The organism is Pseudomonas sp. BF-RE-22, from assembly GCF_019956155.1.
Taxonomy (GTDB): Bacteria; Pseudomonadota; Gammaproteobacteria; order Pseudomonadales; family Pseudomonadaceae; genus Aquipseudomonas; species Aquipseudomonas migulae.
On sequence record NZ_JAHBDD010000044.1, the window covers coordinates 86,782 to 111,273 of the forward strand.

17 protein-coding genes and 1 other RNA gene are annotated in these 24,492 nt (G+C 60.5%); 12 read left to right on the forward strand and 6 right to left on the reverse strand.

The features are described from left to right. Positions 1 to 33: 33 nt before the first annotated feature. Both xdhB and xdhA read right to left on the reverse strand, forming a co-directional pair. Positions 34 to 2,433 carry a xanthine dehydrogenase molybdopterin binding subunit gene (gene xdhB / locus KGA82_RS20320; RefSeq protein ID WP_008037762.1) on the reverse strand — a complete coding sequence of 800 codons (2,400 nt, stop codon included), beginning with the start codon at positions 2,431 to 2,433 and terminating at the stop codon, positions 34 to 36. Continuing rightward, entirely contained in the window at positions 2,426 to 3,880 is a 1,455-nt protein-coding gene (gene xdhA, locus KGA82_RS20325; RefSeq protein WP_008037760.1) for a xanthine dehydrogenase small subunit, read from the reverse strand. Before xdhA ends, xdhB begins: the two co-directional genes overlap by 8 nt. A gap of 266 nt (positions 3,881 to 4,146) precedes the next feature. Here xdhA and KGA82_RS20330 point away from each other — a divergent pair, with 266 nt between their 5' ends. The 6 genes from KGA82_RS20330 (at position 4,147) to ffs (ending at position 13,532) form a co-directional block, all read left to right on the forward strand. Further along, a complete protein-coding gene (locus KGA82_RS20330; protein WP_008037757.1) occupies positions 4,147 to 4,806 on the forward strand; it encodes a GntR family transcriptional regulator in 660 nt (219 codons plus the stop codon). 2 nt (positions 4,807 to 4,808) lie between these two features. Then, positions 4,809 to 8,297 carry a chromosome segregation protein SMC gene (gene smc / locus KGA82_RS20335; protein WP_223452141.1) on the forward strand — a complete coding sequence of 1,163 codons (3,489 nt, stop codon included), beginning with the start codon at positions 4,809 to 4,811 and terminating at the stop codon, positions 8,295 to 8,297. Positions 8,298 to 8,555: 258 nt separating this feature from the next. Next, on the forward strand, positions 8,556 to 9,410 hold the full coding sequence (gene zipA / locus KGA82_RS20340) for a cell division protein ZipA (RefSeq protein WP_008027358.1): 855 nt from the start codon (positions 8,556 to 8,558) through the stop codon (positions 9,408 to 9,410). Between the two features lie 191 nt (positions 9,411 to 9,601). After that, positions 9,602 to 11,959, forward strand: a complete 2,358-nt coding sequence (ligA, locus tag KGA82_RS20345; protein WP_223452142.1) for an NAD-dependent DNA ligase LigA — start codon at positions 9,602 to 9,604, stop codon at positions 11,957 to 11,959. A gap of 172 nt (positions 11,960 to 12,131) precedes the next feature. Continuing rightward, positions 12,132 to 13,298, forward strand: a complete 1,167-nt coding sequence (locus KGA82_RS20350; RefSeq protein WP_223452143.1) for a putative zinc-binding metallopeptidase — start codon at positions 12,132 to 12,134, stop codon at positions 13,296 to 13,298. Positions 13,299 to 13,435: 137 nt separating this feature from the next. Then, positions 13,436 to 13,532: signal recognition particle sRNA small type (gene ffs, locus KGA82_RS20355), an RNA gene on the forward strand. A gap of 183 nt (positions 13,533 to 13,715) precedes the next feature. Here ffs and KGA82_RS20360 read toward each other — a convergent pair. Next, positions 13,716 to 14,030 carry a helix-turn-helix domain-containing protein gene (locus tag KGA82_RS20360; protein WP_008028568.1) on the reverse strand — a complete coding sequence of 105 codons (315 nt, stop codon included), beginning with the start codon at positions 14,028 to 14,030 and terminating at the stop codon, positions 13,716 to 13,718. A gap of 416 nt (positions 14,031 to 14,446) precedes the next feature. Between KGA82_RS20360 and KGA82_RS20365 the strand changes: the two genes are divergently transcribed. Beyond that, positions 14,447 to 16,147 carry a putative bifunctional diguanylate cyclase/phosphodiesterase gene (locus tag KGA82_RS20365; protein ID WP_223452144.1) on the forward strand — a complete coding sequence of 567 codons (1,701 nt, stop codon included), beginning with the start codon at positions 14,447 to 14,449 and terminating at the stop codon, positions 16,145 to 16,147. 117 nt (positions 16,148 to 16,264) lie between these two features. On the opposite strand, the gene KGA82_RS20370 is transcribed toward KGA82_RS20365, so the two are convergent. Then, positions 16,265 to 17,002, reverse strand: coding sequence for a substrate-binding periplasmic protein (locus tag KGA82_RS20370; RefSeq protein WP_223434377.1), 738 nt, complete (start codon positions 17,000 to 17,002; stop codon positions 16,265 to 16,267). Between the two features lie 144 nt (positions 17,003 to 17,146). On the opposite strand from KGA82_RS20370, the gene dnaX reads away from it, so the two are divergent. The 5 genes from dnaX to KGA82_RS20395 all read left to right on the forward strand — a co-directional run bounded on the left by dnaX (position 17,147) and on the right by KGA82_RS20395 (position 22,940). Then, complete coding sequence (gene dnaX / locus KGA82_RS20375; protein ID WP_223452147.1) at positions 17,147 to 19,237, forward strand: DNA polymerase III subunit gamma/tau; 2,091 nt, start codon at positions 17,147 to 17,149, stop codon at positions 19,235 to 19,237. 66 nt (positions 19,238 to 19,303) lie between these two features. Then, positions 19,304 to 19,642, forward strand: coding sequence for a YbaB/EbfC family nucleoid-associated protein (locus KGA82_RS20380; protein ID WP_008028561.1), 339 nt, complete (start codon positions 19,304 to 19,306; stop codon positions 19,640 to 19,642). 264 nt (positions 19,643 to 19,906) lie between these two features. Then, positions 19,907 to 20,941, forward strand: a complete 1,035-nt coding sequence (locus KGA82_RS20385) for an NADP-dependent oxidoreductase (RefSeq protein ID WP_223452150.1) — start codon at positions 19,907 to 19,909, stop codon at positions 20,939 to 20,941. Positions 20,942 to 21,006: 65 nt separating this feature from the next. Beyond that, entirely contained in the window at positions 21,007 to 21,609 is a 603-nt protein-coding gene (recR, locus tag KGA82_RS20390; protein WP_008028557.1) for a recombination mediator RecR, read from the forward strand. Positions 21,610 to 21,791: 182 nt separating this feature from the next. Then, a complete protein-coding gene (locus tag KGA82_RS20395) occupies positions 21,792 to 22,940 on the forward strand; it encodes an acyl-CoA dehydrogenase family protein (RefSeq protein WP_223452158.1) in 1,149 nt (382 codons plus the stop codon). A gap of 111 nt (positions 22,941 to 23,051) precedes the next feature. On the opposite strand, the gene KGA82_RS20400 is transcribed toward KGA82_RS20395, so the two are convergent. Both KGA82_RS20400 and fnr read right to left on the reverse strand, forming a co-directional pair. Then, positions 23,052 to 23,600, reverse strand: coding sequence for an adenine phosphoribosyltransferase (locus KGA82_RS20400; RefSeq protein ID WP_008057870.1), 549 nt, complete (start codon positions 23,598 to 23,600; stop codon positions 23,052 to 23,054). A 79-nt stretch (positions 23,601 to 23,679) separates the two neighbouring features. Next, complete coding sequence (gene fnr / locus KGA82_RS20405) at positions 23,680 to 24,414, reverse strand: fumarate/nitrate reduction transcriptional regulator Fnr (protein ID WP_008028550.1); 735 nt, start codon at positions 24,412 to 24,414, stop codon at positions 23,680 to 23,682. Between the last annotated feature and the right edge of the window lie 78 nt (positions 24,415 to 24,492).

The following is a 24,492-nucleotide window of genomic DNA, read 5'->3' on the forward strand; positions in this document are numbered from 1 at the left end:
GCTAGCCTGCTAGCGATTGGCCGCGCCTCGGTCTTAGAGCGAAGCCAACTCGGTTTCGGTTTCAACGGCCTTCGCCGCCTTCAACTGCCGCATCTGCTCACAGCCCCACAACACCCGCTCCGGCGTCGCCGGCGCATCGATTTTCGGTTGATGTTTGTAATCACCCAGACTCGCCACGGCGTCCTTGATCGCACACCACGACGCGATGCCGAGCATGAACGGCGGCTCGCCCACAGCCTTGGAATGGAACACCGTGTCTTCCGGGTTCTTGCGGTTTTCCACCAGCTTCACCCGCAGGTCCAGCGGCATGTCGGCGACCGCCGGAATCTTGTAGCTCGCCGGGCCGTTGGTCATCAGTTTGCCCTTGGCATTCCAGACCAGCTCTTCCATGGTCAGCCAGCCCATGCCCTGGATGAAACCGCCCTCGACCTGACCGATGTCGATGGCCGGGTTCAGCGAGGCGCCGACGTCGTGGAGGATGTCGGTGCGCAGCATTTTGTACTCGCCGGTCAGCGTATCGACGATCACTTCGCAGCACGCCGCGCCGAACGCGTAGTAGTAGAACGGCCGACCACGTGCCTGGCTGCGGTCGTAGAAGATTTTCGGGGTCTTGTAGAAGCCGGTGCTCGACAGCGAGACCTGAGCGAAATACGCCTGCTGAATCAGCGCTTCGAACGTCAGGATGTGATCGCGAACCCGTACGTGACCGTTGTGGAATTCCACGTCTTCTTCGCTGACCTTGTATTGCCGCGCGGCGAATTCCACCAAGCGCTTCTTGATGATTTCCGCCGCGTTTTGCGCGGCTTTACCGTTCAGGTCGGCACCGCTGGAGGCGGCGGTCGGCGAGGTGTTCGGCACCTTGTCGGTGTTGGTCGCGGTGATCTGCACGCGGTCCATTTCCACCTGGAACACTTCGGCCACGACCTGCGCGACTTTGGTGTTCAAGCCCTGGCCCATTTCCGTGCCACCGTGGTTCAGGTGGATGCTGCCGTCGGTGTAGACGTGCACCAGCGCACCGGCCTGGTTGAGGAAACTGGCGGTGAAGGAAATACCGAATTTCACCGGGGTCAGCGCCAGGCCTTTTTTCAGGATCGGGCTGTTGGCGTTGTAGCGGCGGATCGCTTCGCGGCGCTCGGCGTACTGGCTGCTTTCTTCCAGTTCGGCGGTCATTTCCTCGAGCATGTTGTGCTCGACGGTCTGGTAGTAATGGGTGACGTTGCGTTCGGTCTTGCCGTAGTAGTTGGCCTTGCGCACCGCCAGCGGATCAAGGGCCAGATGCCGGGCAATCGCGTCCATGACTTCTTCGATGGCGACCATGCCTTGCGGGCCGCCGAAGCCACGGTAAGCGGTGTTCGACGCGGTGTTGGTCTTGCAGCGGTGACCGTTGATGGTTGCATCGCCGAGGTAGTACGAGTTGTCGGCGTGGAACATCGCACGGTCGACAATCGAGTTCGACAGGTCCGGCGAGCAGCCGCAGTTACCCGCCAGTTCCAGCTGGATGCCGTGCAGGCGCCCGCTGTCGTCAAAGCCCACGTCGTACTCGACATAGAACGGGTGACGCTTGCCGGTCATCAGCATGTCTTCGACACGCGGCAAGCGCATTTTGGTTGGCTGGCCGGTCAGGTGCGCAATCACCGCGCACAGGCAGGCCGGGCTCGCTGCCTGGGTTTCCTTGCCACCAAAACCACCGCCCATGCGGCGCATGTCGACGACGATTTTGTTCATCGACACGTCCAGCACTTCCGCCACCAGTTTCTGTACTTCGGTGGGGTTTTGCGTGGAGCAGTAGACAATCATCCCGCCGTCTTCAGTGGGCATCACCGACGAGATCTGTGTTTCGAGGTAGAAGTGCTCCTGGCCGCCAATGTGCAGCGTGCCCTGGATACGATTTTTCGCTGTCGTCAACGCGCCCGCTGAATCACCGCGTTCATGGGTGTGGCTGTCCAGCACGAAATGCTTTTTGCGAAAGGCCTCGACCACGTCCAGTACCGGTTCCAGGTCTTCGTATTCGATCACTGCGGCCATGGCGGCTTTGCGTGCGGTCTCCAGGTCGCGGGCGGCCACGGCCATGACGACCTGACCGACGAACTGCACCGTGTCGATGGCCAGCAATGGATCACCGGGCATCAGCGGGCCGATGTCTTTCAGGCCCGGCACGTCTTCGTGGGTGATGGCGATGCGCACGCCTTCGAAGGCGTAGCAAGGCTTGGTGTCGATGCTGATGATTTTCGCGTGGGCGCGGTCCGACAGCCGTGCGTAAACGTGCAGCTGGTTCGGAAATTCCAGGCGGTCGTCGATGTACTGCGCCTCACCGGACACATGCTTGGCGGCGCTGTCGTGCTTGACGCTGCGGCCGACGCCGGTGGTCAGGTCCTTGGCGAACAGTTCAGCCAATTCGGCTTGGGTCTTCTCTACAGCGTGATGATTAGACATAAGCGGTCACCCGAGTCTCGATGTGCGGCGTTTGCAGTTCAATGAAGTATTTGCGCAGCAGGTTTTGCGCGCTGAGCAGGCGGTATTCCTTGCTGGCGCGGAAGTCCGAGAGCGGCGTGAAATCTTCGGCCAGTGCGGCGCAGGCGCGTTCGACGGTGGCGTTGTTGAACGGTGAACCGAGTAACACGGCTTCGCAGTTGGCGGCGCGTTTGGGGATGGCAGCCATGCCACCGAAGGCAACGCGTGCGTCGGCGATCACACCGTTTTCCAGGCGGATGTTGAAGGCGGCGCAAACGGCGGAAATGTCATCGTCCAGACGCTTGGAAACCTTGTACGCACGGAACAGTTGTTCGGCGCTGGCACGGGGCACGATGATCTTCTCGATGAACTCGCTTTCCTGGCGCGCGGTGACGCGGTAATCGATGAAGTAATCTTCCAGGGCCAGGGTGCGGCGGGTTTCGCCCTTACACAGCACAATCTGCGCGCCCAAGGCGATCAGCAGTGGTGGCGAGTCACCGATCGGCGAGGCGTTGCCAATGTTGCCGCCGAGGGTGCCCTGGTTGCGGATCTGCAACGAAGCGAAACGATGCAGCAATTCGCCGAAGTCCGGGTACTCGGCGTTCAAGGCTTCATAGCAATCGGAGAGGGCGGTGGCGGCGCCGATTTCCAGGCGATCGTCAAAGCGTTCGATGCGCTTCATCTCGGCGACGTTGCCGACGTAAATCATCACCGGCAGCGTGCGGTGGAACTGCGTGACTTCCAGCGCCAGGTCCGTGCCGCCGGCCAGCAGCCGGGCCTGTGGATAAGCGTCGTAGAGGTCGGCCAGATCGGCGACGGTCAGCGGCACCAGGCAGCGCTTGTCGCCGCTGTTGAGTTCGCCGATATCGGTCGGCGCGATGGCCTTCAGACGTGCAATGGTCTCGGCTTCGCGAGCGTCGAATTGATCGGGTTGCTTGCCGCAGCAGGATTGCTCGGCAGCTTGCAGAATCGGCCGATAGCCGGTGCAGCGGCAGAGGTTGCCGGCCAGTGCTTCGTGCGCTTTATGCGAGTCCGGTTGTTCGCTGTTCTTTTGCAGCGCGAACAGCGACATCACGAAACCGGGGGTGCAGAAGCCGCATTGCGAGCCGTGGCATTCGACCATGGCTTTCTGCACGCTGTGCAGTTCGCCTTGGTGCTTGAGGTCTTCGACGCTGATCAGTTGCTTGCCATGCAGCGACGAAACAAACGTCAGGCACGAGTTGAGGCTGCGATAGCGAATGTGTTCGCGGCCATCGTCATCCGTTTGCAACTCGCCGACCACCACGGTACACGCGCCACAGTCACCGCTGGCGCAACCTTCTTTGGTGCCGGGTTTGCCCACATGGTCGCGCAGATAATTGAGCACGGTCAGGTTTGGGTCCAGGGCGTGCTCGCTACGGAGTTCCTGGTTAAGTAAAAACTGGATCACGGAAGGCCTCGCAGACTCATTATTGTTGTTAACCGACTTGGACCGAATTTATCAGGTCTGACTTTGCGGTCAATGATTTTCTGACTTAAAGGTCAGGAAATAGCATTTTGTCGATCAACGACTCGTTCCTTCATTATTGACCCTTGCGGGTTAGCCTGCTTTTTGCGGGATTCGTGCCAAAAACCGCCGAGTGGGCACTCCGCCATGACCCCTCATGTGCGCTACACTGCGCCGCTTGTACAGATCGAAGAATTTGAAGGACACCCATGACGTTCAAGGCGCCGGACAGCCTCGCCGAGCAAATTGCTCACCACCTCGCCGAACGCATCATTCGTGGCGAAATGAAGCCCGGGGAGCGCATCCAGGAACAGAAGGTCACGCTGGCCCTCAATGTCAGCCGCGGCTCGGTCCGCGAAGCCTTGCTGATCCTCGAGCGTCGCCACCTGATCGCGATCCTGCCGCGACGCGGCGCGCATGTGACCGAACTCACCGCCCACAAGGTGCAGAGCCTGTGCGCGCTGATGGGCGAGATGTACATCCTGCTCGCCAATGCCGTGGCCACTGGCTGGCAAGTCCAAGCCGACCTGGCGCCGTTCGTGCAGATCCAGCAGCGCCTGACCGCGAGCTACGAGCGCCAGGACATCCATGCCTTCGTCGACGACAGTTTCAATGTGATGCGCGCCACGTACGGGTTTGCCAACAACCCGTACTTGCAGGAAACCGTCGAGAATCTGCAACCGGCCATGAGCCGTGCGTATTTCCTTGCCCTGGAGCAGCGCAAGGCCTCGATGAGCGAGTATCTGGAACTGTTCGAACGCTTGCTCGCGGCCGTGATCGCCCGTGACCATGCGCTGATTCGCACCGTGCTGACCGCGTATTGCCAGCGCAGTTGCGATCTGGTGATTTCTGCCCTGACGGACGCTTAAGCGTGCGGCTCAAGTGCATCAAGCTGGCGGGGTTCAAATCCTTCGTCGATCCGACCACGGTGAACTTCCCCAGTAACATGGCGGCGGTGGTCGGGCCCAATGGCTGCGGCAAATCGAACATCATCGACGCCGTGCGCTGGGTGATGGGCGAGAGCTCGGCCAAGAACTTGCGCGGCGAGTCGATGACCGACGTCATCTTCAACGGTTCGACCAGCCGCAAACCGGTGAGCCAGGCCAGCATCGAGCTGGTGTTCGACAACACCGACGGCACCCTGCTTGGCGAATACGCCGCCTATGCGGAAATTTCCATTCGCCGCAAAGTGACCCGCGACAGCCAGACCACCTATTACCTCAACGGCACCAAGTGCCGTCGCCGCGATATCACCGACATCTTCCTCGGTACCGGCCTGGGCCCGCGCAGCTACTCGATCATCGAGCAGGGGATGATCTCCAAGCTGATCGAGTCCAAGCCCGAAGACTTGCGCAACTTCATTGAAGAAGCGGCGGGCATCTCCAAGTACAAGGAGCGCCGGCGCGAGACCGAAAACCGCATTCGTCGCACCCACGAAAACCTGGAGCGCCTGACGGACCTGCGCGAAGAGCTGACGCGTCAGCTTGAACGCCTGCACCGCCAAGCGGAAGCGGCCAAGAAGTATCAGGAATACAAGGGCGAGGAGCGTCAACTCAAGGCGCAACTGTCGGCCCTGCGCTGGCAGGCCTTGAACGAACAGGTCGGCCAGCGCGAAGCGATCATTGGCACCCAGGAAGTCACGTTCGAAGCGCTGGTGGCCGAGCAGCGCAACGCCGACGCGAGCATCGAACGCTTTCGCGACGGGCACCATGACCTGTCGGAGTGCTTCAATCTGGTGCAGGGGCGTTTCTATTCGGTCGGTGGCGACATCGCCCGGGTCGAGCAGAGCATCCAGCACGGCCAGCAGCGCTTGCGTCAGCTGCAAGACGATCTGAAAGAAGCCGAGCGCGCGCGTCTGGAAACCGAATCTCACCTGGGTCACGACCGCACGTTGCTGCTGACCCTCGGCGAAGAGCTGGACATGCTCACGCCGGAGCAGGAAGTCACCAGCGCCGCCGCCGAAGAAGCCGCCGCCGCGCTGGAAGAATCCGAAACCACCATGCACGGCTGGCAGGAGCAGTGGGACACGTTCAACCTGACCGCCGCCGAGCCGCGTCGCCAGTCCGAAGTCCAGCAGTCGCGCATCCAGCAGCTGGAAACCAGCATGGAGCGTTTGGCTGATCGACAGAAGCGTCTCGGCGAAGAACGCGCCTTGCTTTCGGCGGACCCGGAAGACGCGGCGATCATGGAACTCAGCGAGCAGTTGGCCGCTTCCGAGGCCACGCTCGAAGACTTGCAGGCCAGTGAAGAAGCGCAGGTCGAGCGACTTGAGCAACTGCGTCAGGAATTGCAGCAAGCGTTGTCGGCGCAGCAACAGGCGCAGGGCGATTTGCAGCGTCTCAACGGCCGTCTCGCTTCGCTTGAAGCCTTGCAGCAAGCCGCGCTCGATCCGGGCACCGGCACCGCTGAATGGTTGCGCGAACAACACCTGGCGGATCGTCCACGCCTGGCCGAAGGCCTCAAGGTTGAAGCCGGTTGGGAGCTGGCGGTGGAAACCGTGCTCGGCGCCGATCTGCAAGCGGTGCTGGTGGACGATTTCGGCGGTTTCGACCTGGCCGGTTTTGCCCAAGGCGATTTGCGATTGCTCAGCCCCGCCAGCGATGGCGTGCGCGTGCCAGGCAGCTTGCTCGACAAGGTCGAGGCGCAGATCGATCTGTCGCCGTGGCTGGGGCAGGTCAAGCCGGTTGAAAACCTCGAACAGGCCTTGGCAATGCGCAGTCAGTTAACCGCCGGTCAGAGCCTGATCAGCCGTGATGGTTACTGGGTCGGCCGGCACTTTTTACGGGTGCGCCGCGCCAGCGAAGCGGAAAGTGGCGTGTTGGCTCGCGGTCAGGAAATCCAGCGCTTGAGCGTTGAGCGCGAAGAGCGTGAAGCCACGGTCGAAACCCTCGAAACCCAACTTCAGAATCTGCGGGCGCAGCAACGACAGCAGGAAAACGGTCGCGAACATTTGCGCCGTTTGCTGCAGGACGAAGCGCGTCAGCAAGGCGAATTGAAAGCCCAGTTGTCCGCCGGCAAAGCCAAGGTCGAGCAACTGACCTTGCGCCGTACACGGCTCGATGAAGAACTCACCGAGCTGGCCGAGCAGCGCGCGTTGGAACACGAAAACATCGGCGAAGCGCGCCTGCAATTGCAGGAAGCTCTCGACGCCATGGCACTGGACACCGAGCAGCGTGAGCTGCTGCTGGCCCAGCGCGACAGCCTGCGCGAGCGCCTTGATCGCGTGCGTCAGGAAGCCCGGCAGCACAAGGATCACGCGCATCAATTGGCGGTGCGCCTGGGTTCGCTCAAGGCGCAACACGACTCGACGCGTCAGGCGCTGGAACGGCTGGAAATGCAGTCCGAGCGCCTGACCGAAAAACGCGAACAGCTCAGCCTCAATCTGGAGGAGGGCGAGGCGCCGCTGGAAGAGCTGCGTCTGAAGCTTGAAGAGTTGCTCGACAAGCGCATGACCGTCGACGAAGAACTCAAGACCGCACAGATTGCCCTCGAAGACGCCGACCGCGAATTGCGTGACGCCGAAAAACGCCGCCACCAGGCCGAGCAGCAATCGCAGTTGATTCGTGGCCAGATGGAAACCCAGCGCATGGAATGGCAAGCCCTGACCGTGCGCCGCAAGACCCTGGAAGATCAGTTGCTGGAAGACGGTTACGACCTGCACGGCGTACTCGCCACGCTGACCACCGAAGCCAGCGAGAAGGACGCCGAAGAGGAACTCGAACGCATTGCCGCACGCATTCAGCGCCTCGGCGCGATCAACCTCGCGGCCATCGACGAATATCAGCAACAATCCGAGCGTAAACGTTATCTGGATGCGCAGAACGACGATCTGGTCGAAGCGCTGGACACCCTCGAGAACGTGATCCGCAAGATCGACAAGGAAACCCGCAACCGCTTCAAGGATACCTTTGATCAGATCAATGGCGGTTTACAGGCGCTTTTCCCAAAAGTTTTCGGTGGAGGGCGCGCGTATTTGGAACTGACGGGCGAAGATCTACTCGATACAGGGGTGACGATCATGGCGCAGCCGCCCGGAAAGAAGAACAGCACCATCCATTTGCTCTCCGGTGGCGAAAAAGCCCTGACCGCATTGGCCCTGGTTTTTGCGATCTTCAAGTTGAATCCGGCGCCGTTCTGCATGCTCGATGAAGTTGACGCGCCGCTGGATGACGCTAACGTTGGACGCTACGCCCGGCTGGTGAAAGAGATGTCGCAGACGGTGCAGTTCATCTATATCACCCACAACAAGATCGCCATGGAAATGGCCGATCAATTGATGGGGGTGACGATGCACGAACCGGGTTGCTCGCGTCTGGTGGCAGTGGATGTCGAGGAGGCGATGGCGATGGTGGATGCCTGAGTCGGCGTCTGTAGGTTGAGTATTTTTTGTCCGTAGGACTTATTTACCTTCCTCTACTTGCTGGCTAATCGACATATTCGCGCAAGCCATTGTGACAGACGGTGTAAAGTTGCCTTTGGTCGTGCTAGTTTAATGTCAATTTTTCGTATACGTGGGCAAAACGCCTGTCAGAACATAGAGTTGGCGCCACGTTTTAAAGCGGTTTACGAGTTGTAAACCCCTTATTTTTCAGCATTTTTTATAGAGGCACGGGATTACATGGAAATCGGTCTGCGCGAGTGGCTGATCGTCATCGGCATTATTGTCATTGCCGGTATTCTTTTCGATGGCTGGCGCCGTATGCGCGGCGGCAAGGGAAAATTGAAGTTCCGTCTTGATCGAAGTCTGTCCAATTTGCCGGACGAGGACACCAGCGCCGAGCTGTTGGGCCCGCCGCGCGTTCTGGATACCCACAAAGAACCGCAACTGGACGAGCACGATCTGCCGTCGGTGAGCATGCCTGCCCGTGAGCCCCGTGAGTCGGGTTCCAAGCGCGGCAAGCGTGGCCATGGCGAGCCGTCGCAAGGCGATATGAACCTCAGCCTGGACCTGGACGGCGGCCCGAGCTTCAGCAGCCGTGACGACGATTTCCCGGTTGACGCCAAGTCTTCGCCTTCGGTCAGCGACAAAGAACAACCGCAAGCCGAAGAAGTGCTGGTGATCAGCGTGATCTGCCGCGACGCTGCTGGCTTCAAAGGCCCGGCGCTGTTGCAGAACATCCTCGAAAGCGGTCTGCGCTTCGGCGAGATGGACATTTTCCACCGTCACGAAAGCATGGCTGGCAACGGCGAAGTCCTGTTCTCCATGGCCAATGCGGTCAAGCCGGGCGTCTTCGATCTGGACGACATCGACCACTTCAGCACACCGGCCGTGAGCTTCTTCCTCGGCCTGCCAGGCCCGCGTCATCCGAAGCAGGCCTTCGACGTGATGGTGGCTGCGGCGCGCAAACTGTCCCAGGAGCTGAACGGCGAACTGAAAGACGACCAGCGCAGCGTACTGACCGCCCAGACGATCGAGCATTACCGTCAGCGCATCGTCGAATTCGAACGCCGCGCCCTGACCCAGAAGCGCTGATATTGGCAATGTGCGGGCGTTCATGACGCGACTCCCGCACTTTGTAGGAGCCGGCTTGCTGGCGATGGTGGATCAGATACATCTATGTCTACTGACACACCATCGCCAGCAAGCCGGCTCCTACATTGAATCTACGCCGCACCACAGATTGAGCAGCCTCGGCTGCTCTTTTGCTTTATGAGAGAACACCCATGACCGCCGCCAAAACCCGCATTCTAGAGCTGCGCGCTGAGCTGGATCAGCACAACTATCGCTACCACGTGATGGACGAGCCGAGCATTCCGGACGCCGAGTACGACCGGTTGTTCCATGAGCTCAAGGCCCTCGAAGCAGCCAACCCTGACCTCATCACCAGCGACTCGCCAACCCAGCGCGTCGGCAGCGCGGCGCTGTCGGCGTTCACCCAGGTGCGTCACGAAGTGCCGATGCTCAGCCTCGGCAACGCCTTCGAAGAAACCGACATGCGCGAGTTCGATCGTCGGGTGACTGAAGGCCTCGACCTGCCAGCCGGCGACTTGTTTGGCGGCGGGGCGGCGGTGGAGTACAGCTGCGAACCGAAGCTCGATGGCCTGGCGGTCAGCCTGCTTTATCTGGACGGTGTGCTGGTGCGCGGCGCAACGCGCGGTGACGGCACCACCGGTGAAGACATCAGTGTCAACGTACGCACCGTGCGTAATATTCCGCTCAAACTGCAAGGCACCGGCTGGCCGGCGACCCTGGAAGTACGCGGCGAAGTGTTCATGTCCAAGGCCGGTTTCGAACGGCTCAACGCCACGCAGCTGGAAGTCGGCGGCAAGACCTTCGCCAACCCGCGCAACGCGGCGGCGGGCAGCTTGCGGCAGCTGGATTCGAAGATCACTGCCAACCGTCCGCTGGAATTCTGCTGCTACGGCATCGGCCAGGTTTCGGCGGAGATTGCCGACACTCACATCGGCAATCTGAAGCAGCTTCAGGCATGGGGCATGCCGATCAGTCGCGAGCTGAAACTGGCACACGGCATCGATGAATGCCTGGATTACTACCGCGACATCGGTGAGCGCCGCAACAGCCTCGCCTATGAAATCGACGGCGTGGTGTTCAAGGTCAACAGCATCGCCTCCCAACGTGAATTGGGCTTCCGCGCCCGCGAACCGCGCTGGGCGATTGCCCATAAATTCCCGGCGATGGAAGAACTCACCGAATTGCTCGACGTGGAATTCCAGGTCGGGCGAACCGGTGCCGTAACGCCGGTGGCGCGCTTGAAACCGGTCAAGGTGGCGGGCGTCACCGTGGCCAACGCGACGCTGCACAACATGGACGAAGTGGCGCGTCTGGGGCTGATGATCGGCGACACCGTGATCATCCGCCGCGCGGGCGACGTGATTCCGCAGGTGGTGCAAGTGGTCATGGAGCGCCGCCCGGAAAACGCACGGCCAGTGCAGATTCCTGAACAGTGCCCGGTGTGCGGTTCGCATGTCGAACGCACACAATTGGTCAAGCGCAGCAAGGGGCGCGAGACCATCAGCGAGGGCGCGGTGTATCGCTGTGTCGGTCGCCTGGCCTGCGGTGCGCAACTCAAGCAGGCGATCATTCACTTCGTTTCCCGTCGAGCGATGGACATCGAAGGTTTGGGCGAGAAGAGCGTCGAGCAGTTGGTGGACGAAGGCCTGGTGAGTTCGCCGGCCGATCTGTACGCCCTGACGTTCGAGCAAATCGTCGATCTCGAAGGCTTTGCCGAGCTGTCGAGCAAGAACCTGCTCAGCGCCATCGAAGACAGCAAAAAGCCGGGCCTGGCGCGCTTCATCTACGCCCTCGGCATTCCCGATGTCGGCGAAGAGACGGCCAAGGTGCTGGCACGCTCCCTCGGCTCGCTGGAGCGGGTTCAGCAGGCGTTGCCGCAAGTGCTCACGTACTTGCCGGATGTCGGCCTGGAAGTGGCTCACGAAATTCACAGCTTCTTCGAAGATGCGCATAACCAGCAGGTGATCGCCGAACTGCTCAAGCATGGCCTGCAGATTCAGGATCAGGGCGAGTTGGGCGCCGAGTTTGCGGCAAGCACCACGCTGGGCGGTTTCCTCGATAAGCTGCACATTCCTTCGGTCGGGCCGGGCGGGGCGCAGAAGCTGGCGGAAAAATTCGGTTCGCTGGAGGGTGTGTTTTCTGCTGACTGGCTGGACATGCGCCAGGCCTTGCCAGAGAAACAGGCCAATTCGGTTCGCGAGTTCTTTGCCATCGCCGAAAATCGTCAGATCGCTGAAGCTGCTGAAAAGCAGCTGCGCGATTTCGGCATGCATTGGCAGAGCGAGAAGAAGGTCGTCGAAGGCTTGCCGCTGGCAGGGCAGACCTGGGTGCTGACCGGCTCGCTGGAATTGATGAGCCGCGATGTTGCCAAGGACAAGCTCGAAAGCCTCGGCGCCAAAGTGGCCGGTTCGGTGTCGGCCAAGACCCATTGCGTGGTGGCCGGGCCGGGGGCTGGTTCGAAGTTGGCCAAGGCCAATGAGCTGGGGTTGAAGGTGCTGGATGAAGAGGCGTTTGTCGCGTTTTTGAGCAACCACGGTATTTCTGTGTGATGCCAATCGCGAGCAGGCTCGCTCCCACATTTGACCGCATTCCTACTGGAAGAACGCGGTTACCTGTAGGAGTGAGCCTGCTCGCGAAGGCGATATTCGCCATCACGCAAAATCCGGGAACGATCGGTAACCAATCATGATCTAGTCTTGGCAAGCCCAGGGAGAGATCGCCATGCACCGCTTCTTCGAACAGCTCAGCTCACGCATCGCCGCGCCTTTCATTGGCGAAAGCTCGCGCAACAGCAAGGTCTGGCATTGTCGCTGCGGGCAGTCGCTGTTCTTTCGCAACAGCCAGTGCCTGGCCTGTTTAGCGGCCTTGGGCTATCAGCCTGAGCAGAGTCGCTTATCATCGTTACAGCCCGCTTCGCAGGCCGATACCTGGATTCTCGATGCCGATCCCGGCGCGGGTATCTTCCGGCGCTGCGCCAATCTCGACACCCCGGCCGCCTGCAACTGGCTATTGCCGGCCAATGATCACGAAACCTTGTGCATCGCCTGTAGCCTGAATCACACCATTCCTGATTTATCGCTTCCCGAGAATCACGATCGCTGGCGCAAGGTCGAAATCGCCAAGCGTCGGCTGGTCGCGCAACTGGTCAGCCTGGGTTTGCAGGTCATCCCCAAAACCGTGGACGAAGAGAGCGGGCTGGCCTTCGATTTCATCGGCGTCGACCTCGAAGGCAAGCCGCCGACCACGGGCCATGCCAACGGCCTGATCACCCTCGATATCAAAGAAGCCGACGACGCGCACCGCGAGCAGGTGCGGGTGCAGATGCACGAACCGTATCGCACGTTGCTCGGGCACTTTCGTCATGAGGTCGGGCATTATTATTGGGACCGGCTGATCGCCAGCAGCCAGTGGCTGGAACCGTTTCGTGACGTGTTCGGCGACGAGCGCGCGAGTTACGCCGAGGCGCTCGACCGGCATTACCAGCAAGGCGCGCCGCTCGACTGGCAGCAACATTTCGTCAGCGCCTACGCCACCATGCATCCCTGGGAAGACTGGGCCGAAACCTGGGCGCATTACCTGCACATGATGGACGCGGTGGACACCGCCCTCGGCTTCGGCATGAGTGCGCGGGAAATGGATTTCGACTACCAGCCATTCCCGTCCAGCACCCTCTATGATCCGCAGCATCCCGGCGGCGCGGCGTTCCTGTCATTCGTCAATGCGTGGATCGAACTCGCCGGCATGCTCAACGAACTGTCGCGCAGCATGGGCCAGCCGGATTTCTACCCGTTCGTATTGCCGCCGGCGGTGATTGCCAAGTTGCACTTCATTCATCTGGTGATCCAGCAGGAGGGCGGCAGGGCGGATGAAGTGGTGCAGGACCTGTAGGCGCCTGCGCTCTTTTCAGGACTGCGCATGTCCTTGAAGCCGCTCATATTTTTTAATCCGCCCGAACGGTTGTAACTTCGCCTCAGATAGGTACAATGGCGCGGCTCGCCGTCAGGTGAGCGTCGTTATGGTGACCCCATCGGTCCCCCCGCAACGATTACCCGTGAACCTGGTCAGATCCGGAAGGAAGCAGCCACAGCGGGAACATTGTGTGCCGGGGTGTGGCTGGTGGGGTTGCCTCCATAACGCACCGCGAGCCTTCTCTCGCGTTTTTCATCAAAAAATACCGTCTTGTTGCTCTGCCATGGATTTCGTCCAGGGCGGATTTTTCGTCGTTTCCGTTTTGAAAACAGGCGCAAAAAAGGAGGCCGACCTGTCGAATCACGACAAGTCGGCCTCCTTTTTTCATTTCTGCCACTAAGGCTTGGACATGGCCTGGTCAACCGCTGCAATCAGCTTTCCCAGATCCTTCGGGGTGGCTTTGTGGATGACTCCGAACAGGTACGCCCGCTGTTCATCCTCATCGCCCAAATCTGCGAAGAAGGCTTTCAGTTTCACCCCCAGCACGCCGGCAAGCAGGAACAGGGCTTCCACGCTGGGGGTGTAGGTGCCGGTTTCAAAACGGCTGATGGTTTTCGGGTCAAAACCGGTTTTTTCGCCGAGTTCAGCCTGAGTAAGCCCCGCGACCTTGCGGTAACGCCGAATGGCTGAACCCAAACTTGAAATTTGCATCGCTCAATTCCCATTTAGAATCAAGAACTTAACGATAGATTTTTGCATTAGACAACTGCATGATCCATCACCTTGCTTTGCAAAATGTGATGCATTTCGTAGAATTGCCTCCTCCAAAGGGTATTTTGTGACCTGTTTGCGTAAGTTTGGCTGATGCGAAAGAGCCAGTACGGTGCTCCCTTGAACAATAAGTGGAGTGCCGAAGCCTCCCTGAAGCCTTGCAAAATGTTATCGAAATCGTTGTTGCTGCCCTTTGTCCGGGTCTTTGAGCCTAGTTGATCTTCGGCGGCCAAAGGGCCATCAATCGCTGTTCCTGGAGTGATCACGTGGCTCTGCGCAGTACGAATCAAAACATCTCTTCCGGGCATTTTGCGCTGGTCGAGCGGTACCACCGCTAGCGACAGTGAGCCTGACTCATGGATGAGAAATACCGCAGGGCCGTGGACGCCGCCGCAATTTTTTCCGAGACCGATCTGACCGGCCGGATTACCTACGTCAACGATCAGTTCTGCGCCGTCTCCGGTTACAGCCGCGAAGAACTGCTCGGGCAGAACCATCGCCTGCTCAATTCCGGCCTGCACTCCGCTGATTTCTTCGCCGGCATGTGGCGCACCATTGCGCTGGGCAATGTCTGGAAGGGCGAGATCTGCAATCGCGCCAAGAATGGCAGTCTGTATTGGGTCGAAAGTACGCTGGTGCCGCTGCTGGATGACGCCACCGGGCGGATTCATCGTTACCTGGCGATCCGTTTCGACATCAGCGAAAAGCGCCAACTGCTGCATTCCCTGCAATGGCGGGTCGGCCATGACGTGCTGACCGGGCTGCCCAATCGCGCGTTTCTCTCGGACCTGCTGGATCAGGCGCTGGCGTTCTCGCGTGAGGAAAACATCCCGCTGGCGGTGTGCATGCTCGACCTCGACGGCTTCAAGGCGGTCAACGACGGTTACGGGCATGCCAGTGGCGATCTGTTGCTGGTGGAGGTGGCCAAGCGTTTGCGCGACATTGTTCGCGGCGAGGATGTGGTGGCGCGGCTGGCCGGTGACGAGTTCGTGCTGGTGTTGCGCTATGTGCGTGATGTGCCGGAGCTGCGCGCGGCGCTGAACCGTGTGCTGGGTGCGATTTCGGCGCCGTACCAGCTGCGGGGCAAGACCCTGAATGTATTTGCCAGCATCGGCGTCACCCTGTTCCCCGATGACAATCAAGATGCCGAAACCTTGCTGCGTCACGCCGATCAGGCGATGTACGTGGCCAAGCAGAGCGGGCGCAATCGCTTTCATTTGTTCGACGTGTTCCGGGATCGAGAGGTCAAGGCCACTCACCAGACCGTCGAACGGGTTCGGCAGGCGTTGGCCGCCGGCGAGCTGCGTGTGCATTTCCAGCCAAAAGTGAACATGCGTCGTGGTGTCGTCGTCGGCTTCGAGGCGCTCTTGCGTTGGGAGCATCCGCAAAATGGCATGGTGCCGGCCCGAGAGTTTTTGCCGATGGTGGAGGAGACGGACCTGATCATCGATATCGGTGAATGGGTGATGGATCAGGTGTTGATGCAGTTGGACCGTTGGCAGCAAGCGGGGCAGGGCTGGCCGATCAGCGTCAACATCGCCGCCCGGCATTTCCAGCGAGCGGATTTCGTCGACCGGCTCAGACAGGTGCTCGCCCGGCATGCCCGGGTCGCGCCGCAGATGCTGGATCTGGAAATCGTCGAGTCGGTGGCGATAGAAAACATCCAGCATGTCAGCGCCTGTCTGCAGGCCTGTCAGGCGCTCGGCGTGCAGTTTTCACTGGGCGACTTCGGCACCGGTTATTCGTCCTTGAACTACCTCAAGCGCTTGCGCACCCAGACCATCAAGATCGACAAGTCGTTTATCCGCGACATTCTGCATGATCGCGACGACCTGGCCCTCACCACCGCAGTGATTGGCCTGGCCCGCGCGTTTGGCCGACAAGTGATCGCCGAAGGGCTGGAAAGTATCGAGCATGGCGAGCTGTTGATGCAGTTGGGGTGCGACGTTGCCCAGGGCTATTTCATTGCCCGGCCGATGCCGGCGGATGATGTGCCGGGCTGGGTTGAAGGTTTTGTCGCGCCAGCGCAGTGGCGAGCGCTCGATCAAACAGCCTGAGGCTGTCAGACCTATGAAGATCAAATGTGGGAGCGAGCCTGCTCGCGATGACGGTGTGTCTATCACGCAAGTGCTGGCTGAAAGTACGCAATCGCGAGCAGGCTCACTCCCACAGGTTCAGGGTTTGCCGACATAGAGGCGGATGATGTCATCGATCTCCCCGGACATTTTCATTCTCAGCAGCGTGCGCAGGATGCGTTGCACGGGCACTTTCGGGTCGTTGCGCACGTAACAACCGACACTCTGCACTTGCAGCACCGCAACGCCTTGCAGTTGCTGCTCAGGCAGCAGGCGCTGATTGAACCAGTCCAGCGTCCATTGGTTGCTCACGGCATAGCGGTAGCGTCCGGCCATGAGTTTTTCCAGGACCTGTTCCTGATTGCGCGCGTCCTCGCGAAGCAGGCGCCCGGCGTCGAACAGCGGTTGCAGGGTGGGGTAACTGTAGCCGAGCACTGTGCCGATGGATTGTTGCGGCAAATTCGCCGGATCGATTGAGGCCTGCAACTCGTGCCGGCTGATCAGCACGTCCGGCTGGGTCCAGAGCGGAATGCTCCAGATGTAGTCCCCGGACTGGTTTGGCGACCACGTTTGCGCGGCGTAGCAGCGGACATCGATCTCGCCGTGCTCCATGGCATTTTGCACCCGGGCCCGCGGCAGTACGTGAAACTCGGCCGGAACGCCAACCTGGGTCGCGAGGCTGACCATCACGTCATGCAGGATGCCCTGGGTCGGCTGGCCTTGATAAAGCTGCACCATCGGCATCGCCCAACTGTCGGGCACCACGAAGCGCAGCGGCGCGTTGGCAGCCATGACGTTCAGACTCATCAACAGCAGTGCCCCCAAGGCCAGCCGCATAAACGCTCCGCTATCGATGAAAATCGAGCCGATAAAAATCACCGCAAGTGCAGCTTAGCCAGATTAGACGAGCGCGCCGGATGCAATTTTGGCCTTGCTCCGCTAGCATTAGCCGCTTCTGCTTCCCAGTGGCGATGGTTTTCGATGAGTTATCAGGTTCTTGCACGTAAATGGCGTCCGCGCTCGTTCCGCGAAATGGTCGGCCAGACCCATGTGCTCAAGGCTCTGATCAATGCCTTGGACAGCCAGCGGCTGCACCACGCTTACCTCTTTACGGGCACGCGCGGGGTCGGCAAGACCACCATCGCGCGGATCATCGCCAAATGCCTGAACTGTGAAACGGGTATCACTTCGACGCCGTGTGGCGAGTGTTCGGTGTGCCGCGAGATCGATGAAGGCCGTTTCGTCGACCTGATCGAGATCGACGCCGCGAGCCGGACCAAGGTCGAGGACACCCGCGAGCTGCTCGACAACGTGCAGTACGCCCCGAGCCGCGGTCGCTTCAAGGTCTACCTGATCGACGAAGTGCACATGCTCTCCAGCCATTCCTTTAATGCGCTGTTGAAAACCCTCGAAGAGCCGCCGCCCTACGTCAAGTTCATCCTGGCGACCACCGACCCGCAGAAACTTCCTGCAACGATTCTTTCGCGGTGCCTGCAGTTCTCGCTGAAGAACATGACCCCTGAACGGGTGGTCGAGCATTTGACCCACGTGCTGGGCGTCGAAAACGTACCGTTCGAAGACGACGCGCTGTGGCTGCTGGGCCGTGCCGCCGACGGTTCGATGCGCGATGCCATGAGCCTGACCGATCAGGCGATTGCCTTCGGTGAAGGTCGGGTCATGGCCGCCGATGTACGGGCGATGCTTGGCACGCTCGATCACGGTCAGGTCTATGACGTTCTGCACTCGCTGATCGAAGGCGACGCCAAGGCGTTGCTCGAAGCCGTCCGCCATCTGGCGGAACAGGGTCCGGACTGGAACGGCGTGCTCTCGGAAATTCTCAACGTGCTGCACCGTGTCGCCATCGCCCAGGCCTTGCCTGAAGGCGTCGACAACGGTCACGGCGACCGTGATCGGGTGCTGGCGCTGGCCCAGGCCTTGCCGGCCGAAGACGTGCAGTTTTATTACCAGATGGGCCTGATCGGCCGCCGCGATTTACCGCTGGCGCCGGACCCGCGCGGCGGCTTCGAAATGGTCTTGCTGCGGATGCTCGCGTTCCGCCCGGCAGACACCGCGGATGCGCCGAGGCAACCGCTAAAGCCAGTGGGGATCAGCCAGGCCACAGTTGATTCCGCAAACTCAGTGGCTGCCGCGCCGGTTGTTGCGCCGGTAGTCGCTGCGGCAGTTGCACCGGTTGTTGCCGCGCCGGTCGCGCCGGTGGTTGCTCCCGAGCCTGAGCCGGTTGCGGCCGTTGTCGTGCCGGAACCGGTCATCGTGCCGGAGCCCGTTGTTGAGCCGGTAGCGGTTGAAGCCGTCGTCGACCTGCCGTGGAATGATCCGGTAGAGCCCGAAGTCGTCCAGCAGCCAGCCGTCGAGCCGGTGCTGGAAACCGCCGCTGAACAACCCGAATTGCCCCCGATGCCGTTGCCGACGCCTGACAGCGTTGTGCCAGACGCGCCGGAATGGGCCGCTGCGCCGATCCCGGAACCTTCCGTGGCCGACGTCGACGCCGCGACACGGGGCATCGACCCCGACGACGAGCCGCCGCTGGACGAGGACTACATCGAACCGGACATGGATTCGGCGTACAGCTATCTCGACGAACTGGCGAGTGAACACGCCGCCGAACCCGCGCCGGAACCCGAGCCTGAGCCGGCCGCGATGCCCGCCACCGGTCTGGCCCTGCAATGGCTGGAACTGTTCCCGAAACTGCCGATTTCCGGCATGACCGGGAGCATCGCCGCCAACTGCACGCTGATCTCCGTGGAAGGTGACCACTGGCTGATGCACCTGGACCCGGCCCATAGCGCCTTGTTCAACGCGACCCAGCAACGTCGTCTCAACGATGCGCTGAACCAGTTTCACGGGCGCACGCTGACCCTGAGCATGGAGCTGATCAAGCCCGAGCAGGAGACCCCGGCCCAGGCTGCATCCCGGCGTCGTGCCAACCGTCAGCGCGAAGCGGAAGAATCGATCCACGGTGATCCGTTCATCCAGCAAATGATGCAGCAGTTCGGTGCGGTGGTCCGTAACGATACTATTGAACCTGTCGAAGCCCTGGTCAGTCAGGGCTAATAACTGAAGGCGTTCGGCCGAAAGGGCCGGGCGCTGTTTTTATCCAAGTACTTTGAGGTGATTCCCATGATGAAAGGTGGCATGGCCGGCCTGATGAAGCAGGCGCAGCAGATGCAGGAAAAAATGGCCAAGATGCAGGAAGAGCTGGCCAACGCCGAAGTCACCGGCAAGGCGGGTGGCGATATGGTCACCGTGGTGATGACCGGTCGTCACGACGTCAAGCGCGTGACCATCGATCCGAGCCTGGTCGAAGGCCTGAGTGAAGACGACAAAGAGATGCTGGAGGCCGTATTCGCCGCCGCCGTCAACGACGCCGTGCGCAAGATCGAAGCCAACAGCCAGGACAAAATGTCCGGCATGACCGCTGGCATGCAACTGCCACCGGGGATGAAGCTGCCGTTCTGATTCGCCAAAGCGCGTCGGATGAGCTACAAAAAAATGCCAGGCATTGCGCCTGGCATTTTTGTTTCTGTCTGTTGGTCATGCGGCGCCTGATACGCTGCCTTCGCGGGCAAGCCTCGCTCCTACAAGTGCTATGCAATACCTGTAGGAGCGAGGCTTGCCCGCGAAGAAAGCGACGCGGTCCCCGACAGAAACATCGAACACCCGACCGCCACAAAGGTCTGCTTCCCTATACCGCCAAATTCATCGATCAAAGGAGACGCTCACATGCCACAAGCATTGACCCTCAACCAACGTATCGTCCTGGCGTCCCGCCCGGTGGGCGCACCGACGCCGGAGAATTTTCGCCTGGAGCGGGAAGCACTGCCGGACCTGGCGGATGGCCAGATATTGCTCAAAACCCTGTACCTGTCGCTGGATCCCTACATGCGCGGCCGCATGAGTGACGCGCCGTCCTACGCGGCGCCGGTGGCAATCGACGAAGTGATGACCGGTGGCGCCGTCAGCCGTGTCGAGCGCTCGCTGAATCCGAAATTTCAGCAAGGTGACCTGGTCGTTGGCGCTACCGGGTGGCAGAGCCACAGCATCAGCGACGGTCGCAATATCATTCCGGTGCCGTCCGGGCTGCCGAGCCCGTCGATGGCGCTGGGTGTGCTCGGCATGCCGGGCATGACTGCCTACATGGGCTTGATGGACATCGGCCAGCCAGCCTCCGGAGAAACCCTTGTGGTCGCGGCGGCGTCAGGTGCGGTGGGTTCAGTGGTCGGGCAAGTGGCGAAGATCAAAGGCCTGCGTGTGGTCGGCGTGGCCGGTGGCGCGGACAAGTGCCGCTATGTGGTGGATGAGTTGGGTTTCGACGCCTGCATCGACCACAAGAGTCCCGACTTCGCCGGTGAGCTGGCTCAGGCGTGTCCCCAGGGCATCGACATTTATTACGAGAACGTCGGCGGCAAGGTATTCGACGCGGTGGTGCCGTTGCTCAACCCCAAGGCGCGGATTCCACTGTGCGGCCTGATCGCTTCCTACAACGCCAGCGAGGCGCCGACCGGTCCGGATCGCCTGCCACAGTTGCAGCGCACCTTGCTGACCAAGCGCGTGCGGATTCAGGGCTTCATCGTGTTCGACGACTACGGTGATCGTCAGCCGGAATTCGTCAGCGCCATGGCGCCGTGGGTGCGCGACGGCAAGGTGAAATTCCGCGAAGATGTGGTCGAGGGTCTTGAGAATGCACCCGAGGCGTTCATCGGCCTGCTGGAGGGACGCAACTTCGGCAAACTGGTGGTGCGCGTCGCGCAGGACTGAGTATTTGACGCTAAAGAGAGGCGCGGGTATAAACCGCGTCTCGTTGTTTTGTCGGACGTTTCCCCATGAGCTTCAGCCCTTTGATTCGCCAACTGATCGATGCCCTGCGAATTTTGCCAGGTGTGGGTCAGAAAACTGCCCAACGCATGGCGTTGCAGCTGCTCGAGCGTGATCGCAGCGGTGGCTCGCGACTGGCCCTGGCACTCAGCCAGGCGATGGAAGGGGTGGGGCATTGCCGGTTGTGCCGCACGCTGACCGAAGACGACCTGTGCCCGCAATGCGCCGATAACCGCCGCGACGACACCTTGCTGTGCGTGGTGGAAGGGCCGATGGACGTCTACGCGGTGGAGCAGACCGGTTTCCGCGGTCGTTACTTTGTGCTCAAGGGCCACCTGTCGCCGCTCGACGGGCTGGGGCCGGAAGCCATCGGGATTCCGCAATTGATGGCGCGGATCGAAGAAGCGGGCACTTTTACCGAAGTCATCCTGGCGACCAACCCGACGGTCGAGGGTGAAGCCACGGCGCACTACATCGCCCAGTTGCTCAGCAACAAAGGCCTGATCGCCTCGCGCATTGCCCACGGCGTGCCGTTGGGTGGCGAGCTGGAGCTGGTGGATGGCGGGACGTTGGCGCATTCGTTTGCGGGGCGTAAGCCGATTGCTTTGTAATTTTTGGTGTTTGGGCTGACGCCTTCGCGGGCAAGCCTCGCTCCTACAGGGAAATGTGATCCCCTGTAGGAGCGAGGCTTGCCCGCGAAGGGAGCGCCTCGGTCCATCTGATTCACACAATCCTGTTGAAAACCAAGCAAGCGCTCGGTTAACGTCGCTGAACCCTTCCATGGAGTTCGCCGATGCCTGCCTTCCAGGAATACTTCGACCCCAGCCACCAATTGGTCCGCGACAGCGTCAGACGTTTCGTCGAGCGCGAGATTCTTCCGGACATCGACCAGTGGGAAGAAGCCGAAAGCTTTCCCCGCGAACTCTACCTCAAGGCCGGTGCAGCGGGGATCCTGGGCATCGGTTACCCCGAAACCCTGGGCGGCAGCCATGAAGGTGATCTGTTCGCCAAGATCGCCGCCAGCGAAGAGTTGATGCGCTGCGGTTCTGGCGGTCTGGTCGCCGGGTTGGGTTCGCTGGACATCGGTCTGCCGCCCATTCTCAAATGGGCCAGGCCGGACGTTCGCGATCGCATCGTGCCGGCCGTGCTGGCTGGCGAGAAGATCAGCGCCCTGGCCGTCACCGAGCCCAGCGGTGGCTCCGACGTGGCCAACCTGCAAACCCGCGCCGTGCGTGACGGCGACGTCTACCGGGTCAGTGGCAGCAAAACCTTTATCACCAGTGGCGTGCGTGCGGATTACTACACCGTCGCGGTGCGCACCGGTGCGCCCGGTTTTGGTGGCATCAGCCTTTTGCTGATCGAGAAGGGCACACCAGGGTTCACCGTAGGCCGTCAGTTGAAGAAAATGGGCTGGTGGGCGTCGGACACCGCTGAATTGTTCTTCGATGATTGCCGCGTACCTGTAGGCCATCTGATCGGCGCGGAGAACATGGGCTTCGCTTGCATCATGGGCAACTTCCAGAGCGAACGCCTGGCGTTGGCGCTGATGGCCAACATGACCGCGCAACTGGCGCTGGAGGAAAGCCTGAAATGGGCCCGACAGCGTGAAGCGTTCGGCAAGCCCATTGGCAAGTTTCAGGTGCTCAAGCATCGCCTCGCCGAAATGGCTACGGCGCTGGAAGTGTCACGGGAGTTCACCTACCGCCAGGCGGCGAAAATGGCGGCGGGGCAGAGTGTGATCAAGGAGATTTCCATGGCGAAGAATTTCGCGACGGACACGGCGGATCGGATTACCACGGATGCGGTGCAGATTCTGGGGGGCTTGGGTTATATGCGTGAAAGCCTGGTGGAGCGGCTGTACCGGGATAACCGGATTTTGTCGATTGGTGGCGGGACGCGGGAAGTGATGAACGAGATTATCAGTAAGCAGATGGGGTTTTGAGTGTTGTGGTGTTGCTGCTGACGCCTTCGCGGGCAAGCCTCGCTCCTACAGGATTATGCGTTCCCTTGTAGGAGCGAGGCTTGCCCGCGAATAGGCCGGTACAGACGCCGCTTATTTATCGCTCAGGGCAAACTGCGTCAGGCAAAACGTCGGAATCCCCATGTCTTCCAGGCGTTGCGACCCACCCAACTCCGGCAGATCAATAATCGCCGCCGCTTCATGCACCCGCGCGCCCATGCGTCGAATCAGGTTCGCCGCCGCAATCAGCGTGCCGCCGGTGGCGATCAAATCATCGAACATCACCACCGAGTCGCCTTCACACAAGCTGTCGGCGTGGACTTCGAGGAAGGCTTCGCCGTACTCGGTCGCATAACCTTCGGCCAGCACATCCGCCGGCAGTTTGCCTTGCTTGCGGAACAGCACCAGCGGCTTGTTCAACTGATAGGCCAGCACCGAACCGATCAGGAAACCACGGGCATCCATGGCGCCGATGTGGGTGAAATCAGCCTCGACGTAACGGTGGGCAAAGCTGTCCATCACCAGGCGCAGAGCCGTGGGCGACTGGAACAGCGGGGTGATGTCGCGAAAAATGACGCCCGGTTTCGGGAAGTCGATCACCGGGCGGATCAGGGATTTGATGTCGAAGGAGTCGAAGACCATTGTCTAGGTGTCCTGGCAGGCTGCAAACGTCGCAGTATAACGGCGGCTGAACCGTTTCGCTCAGCCGCCGTGGTCGTAATCAGCCTTCGATCGAACCGCCGGCGAGGGCGCAGAGCTGGATCGGGTCGAGGATGTGGATTTCCTTGCCTTCGGCGGCGATCAGCTCGTTCTGCTGGAAGCGCGTAAACACCCGCGACACGGTTTCCACCGCCAGGCCCAGGTAGTTGCCGATTTCATTGCGCGACATGCTCAGGCGAAACTGATTGGCCGAGAAGCCGCGAGCGCGGAAGCGTGCCGACAGGTTGACCAGGAAGGTGGCGATGCGCTCGTCAGCGGTTTTTTTCGACAGCAGCAACATCATCTGTTGATCATCGCGGATTTCACGGCTCATCACGCGCATCAACTGACGGCGCAGTTGTGGCAGTTGCAGCGCCAGTTCGTCGAGGCGTTCGAACGGAATTTCGCAAACCGAGGTGGTTTCCAGCGCCTGCGCCGAGACCGGATGCTTTTCGGTGTCCATGCCCGACAGGCCAACCAGCTCGCTCGGCAGATGGAAACCGGTGAGTTGTTCTTCACCGCCATCGCTGAGACTGAAGGTTTTCAGGGCGCCAGAACGTACTGCATAAACGGAGTCGAAAACGTCGCCCTGACGGAACAGGAACTCGCCCTTCTTCAGTGGGCGGCCACGTTTAACGATTTCGTCCAGCGCATCCATGTCTTCCAGATTCAGAGAAAGTGGCAAGCAGAGGGGAGCCAGGCTGCAGTCCTTGCAATGGGCCTGGTTATGAGCGCGCAGTTTTACTGGCTCGGACATTTCTTAAATCCTTGTGGGAAAGCACACATAAGACGTAAGGGTACCTCACCGGAAGACGTTCAGGCCAGCGCTGTGCCG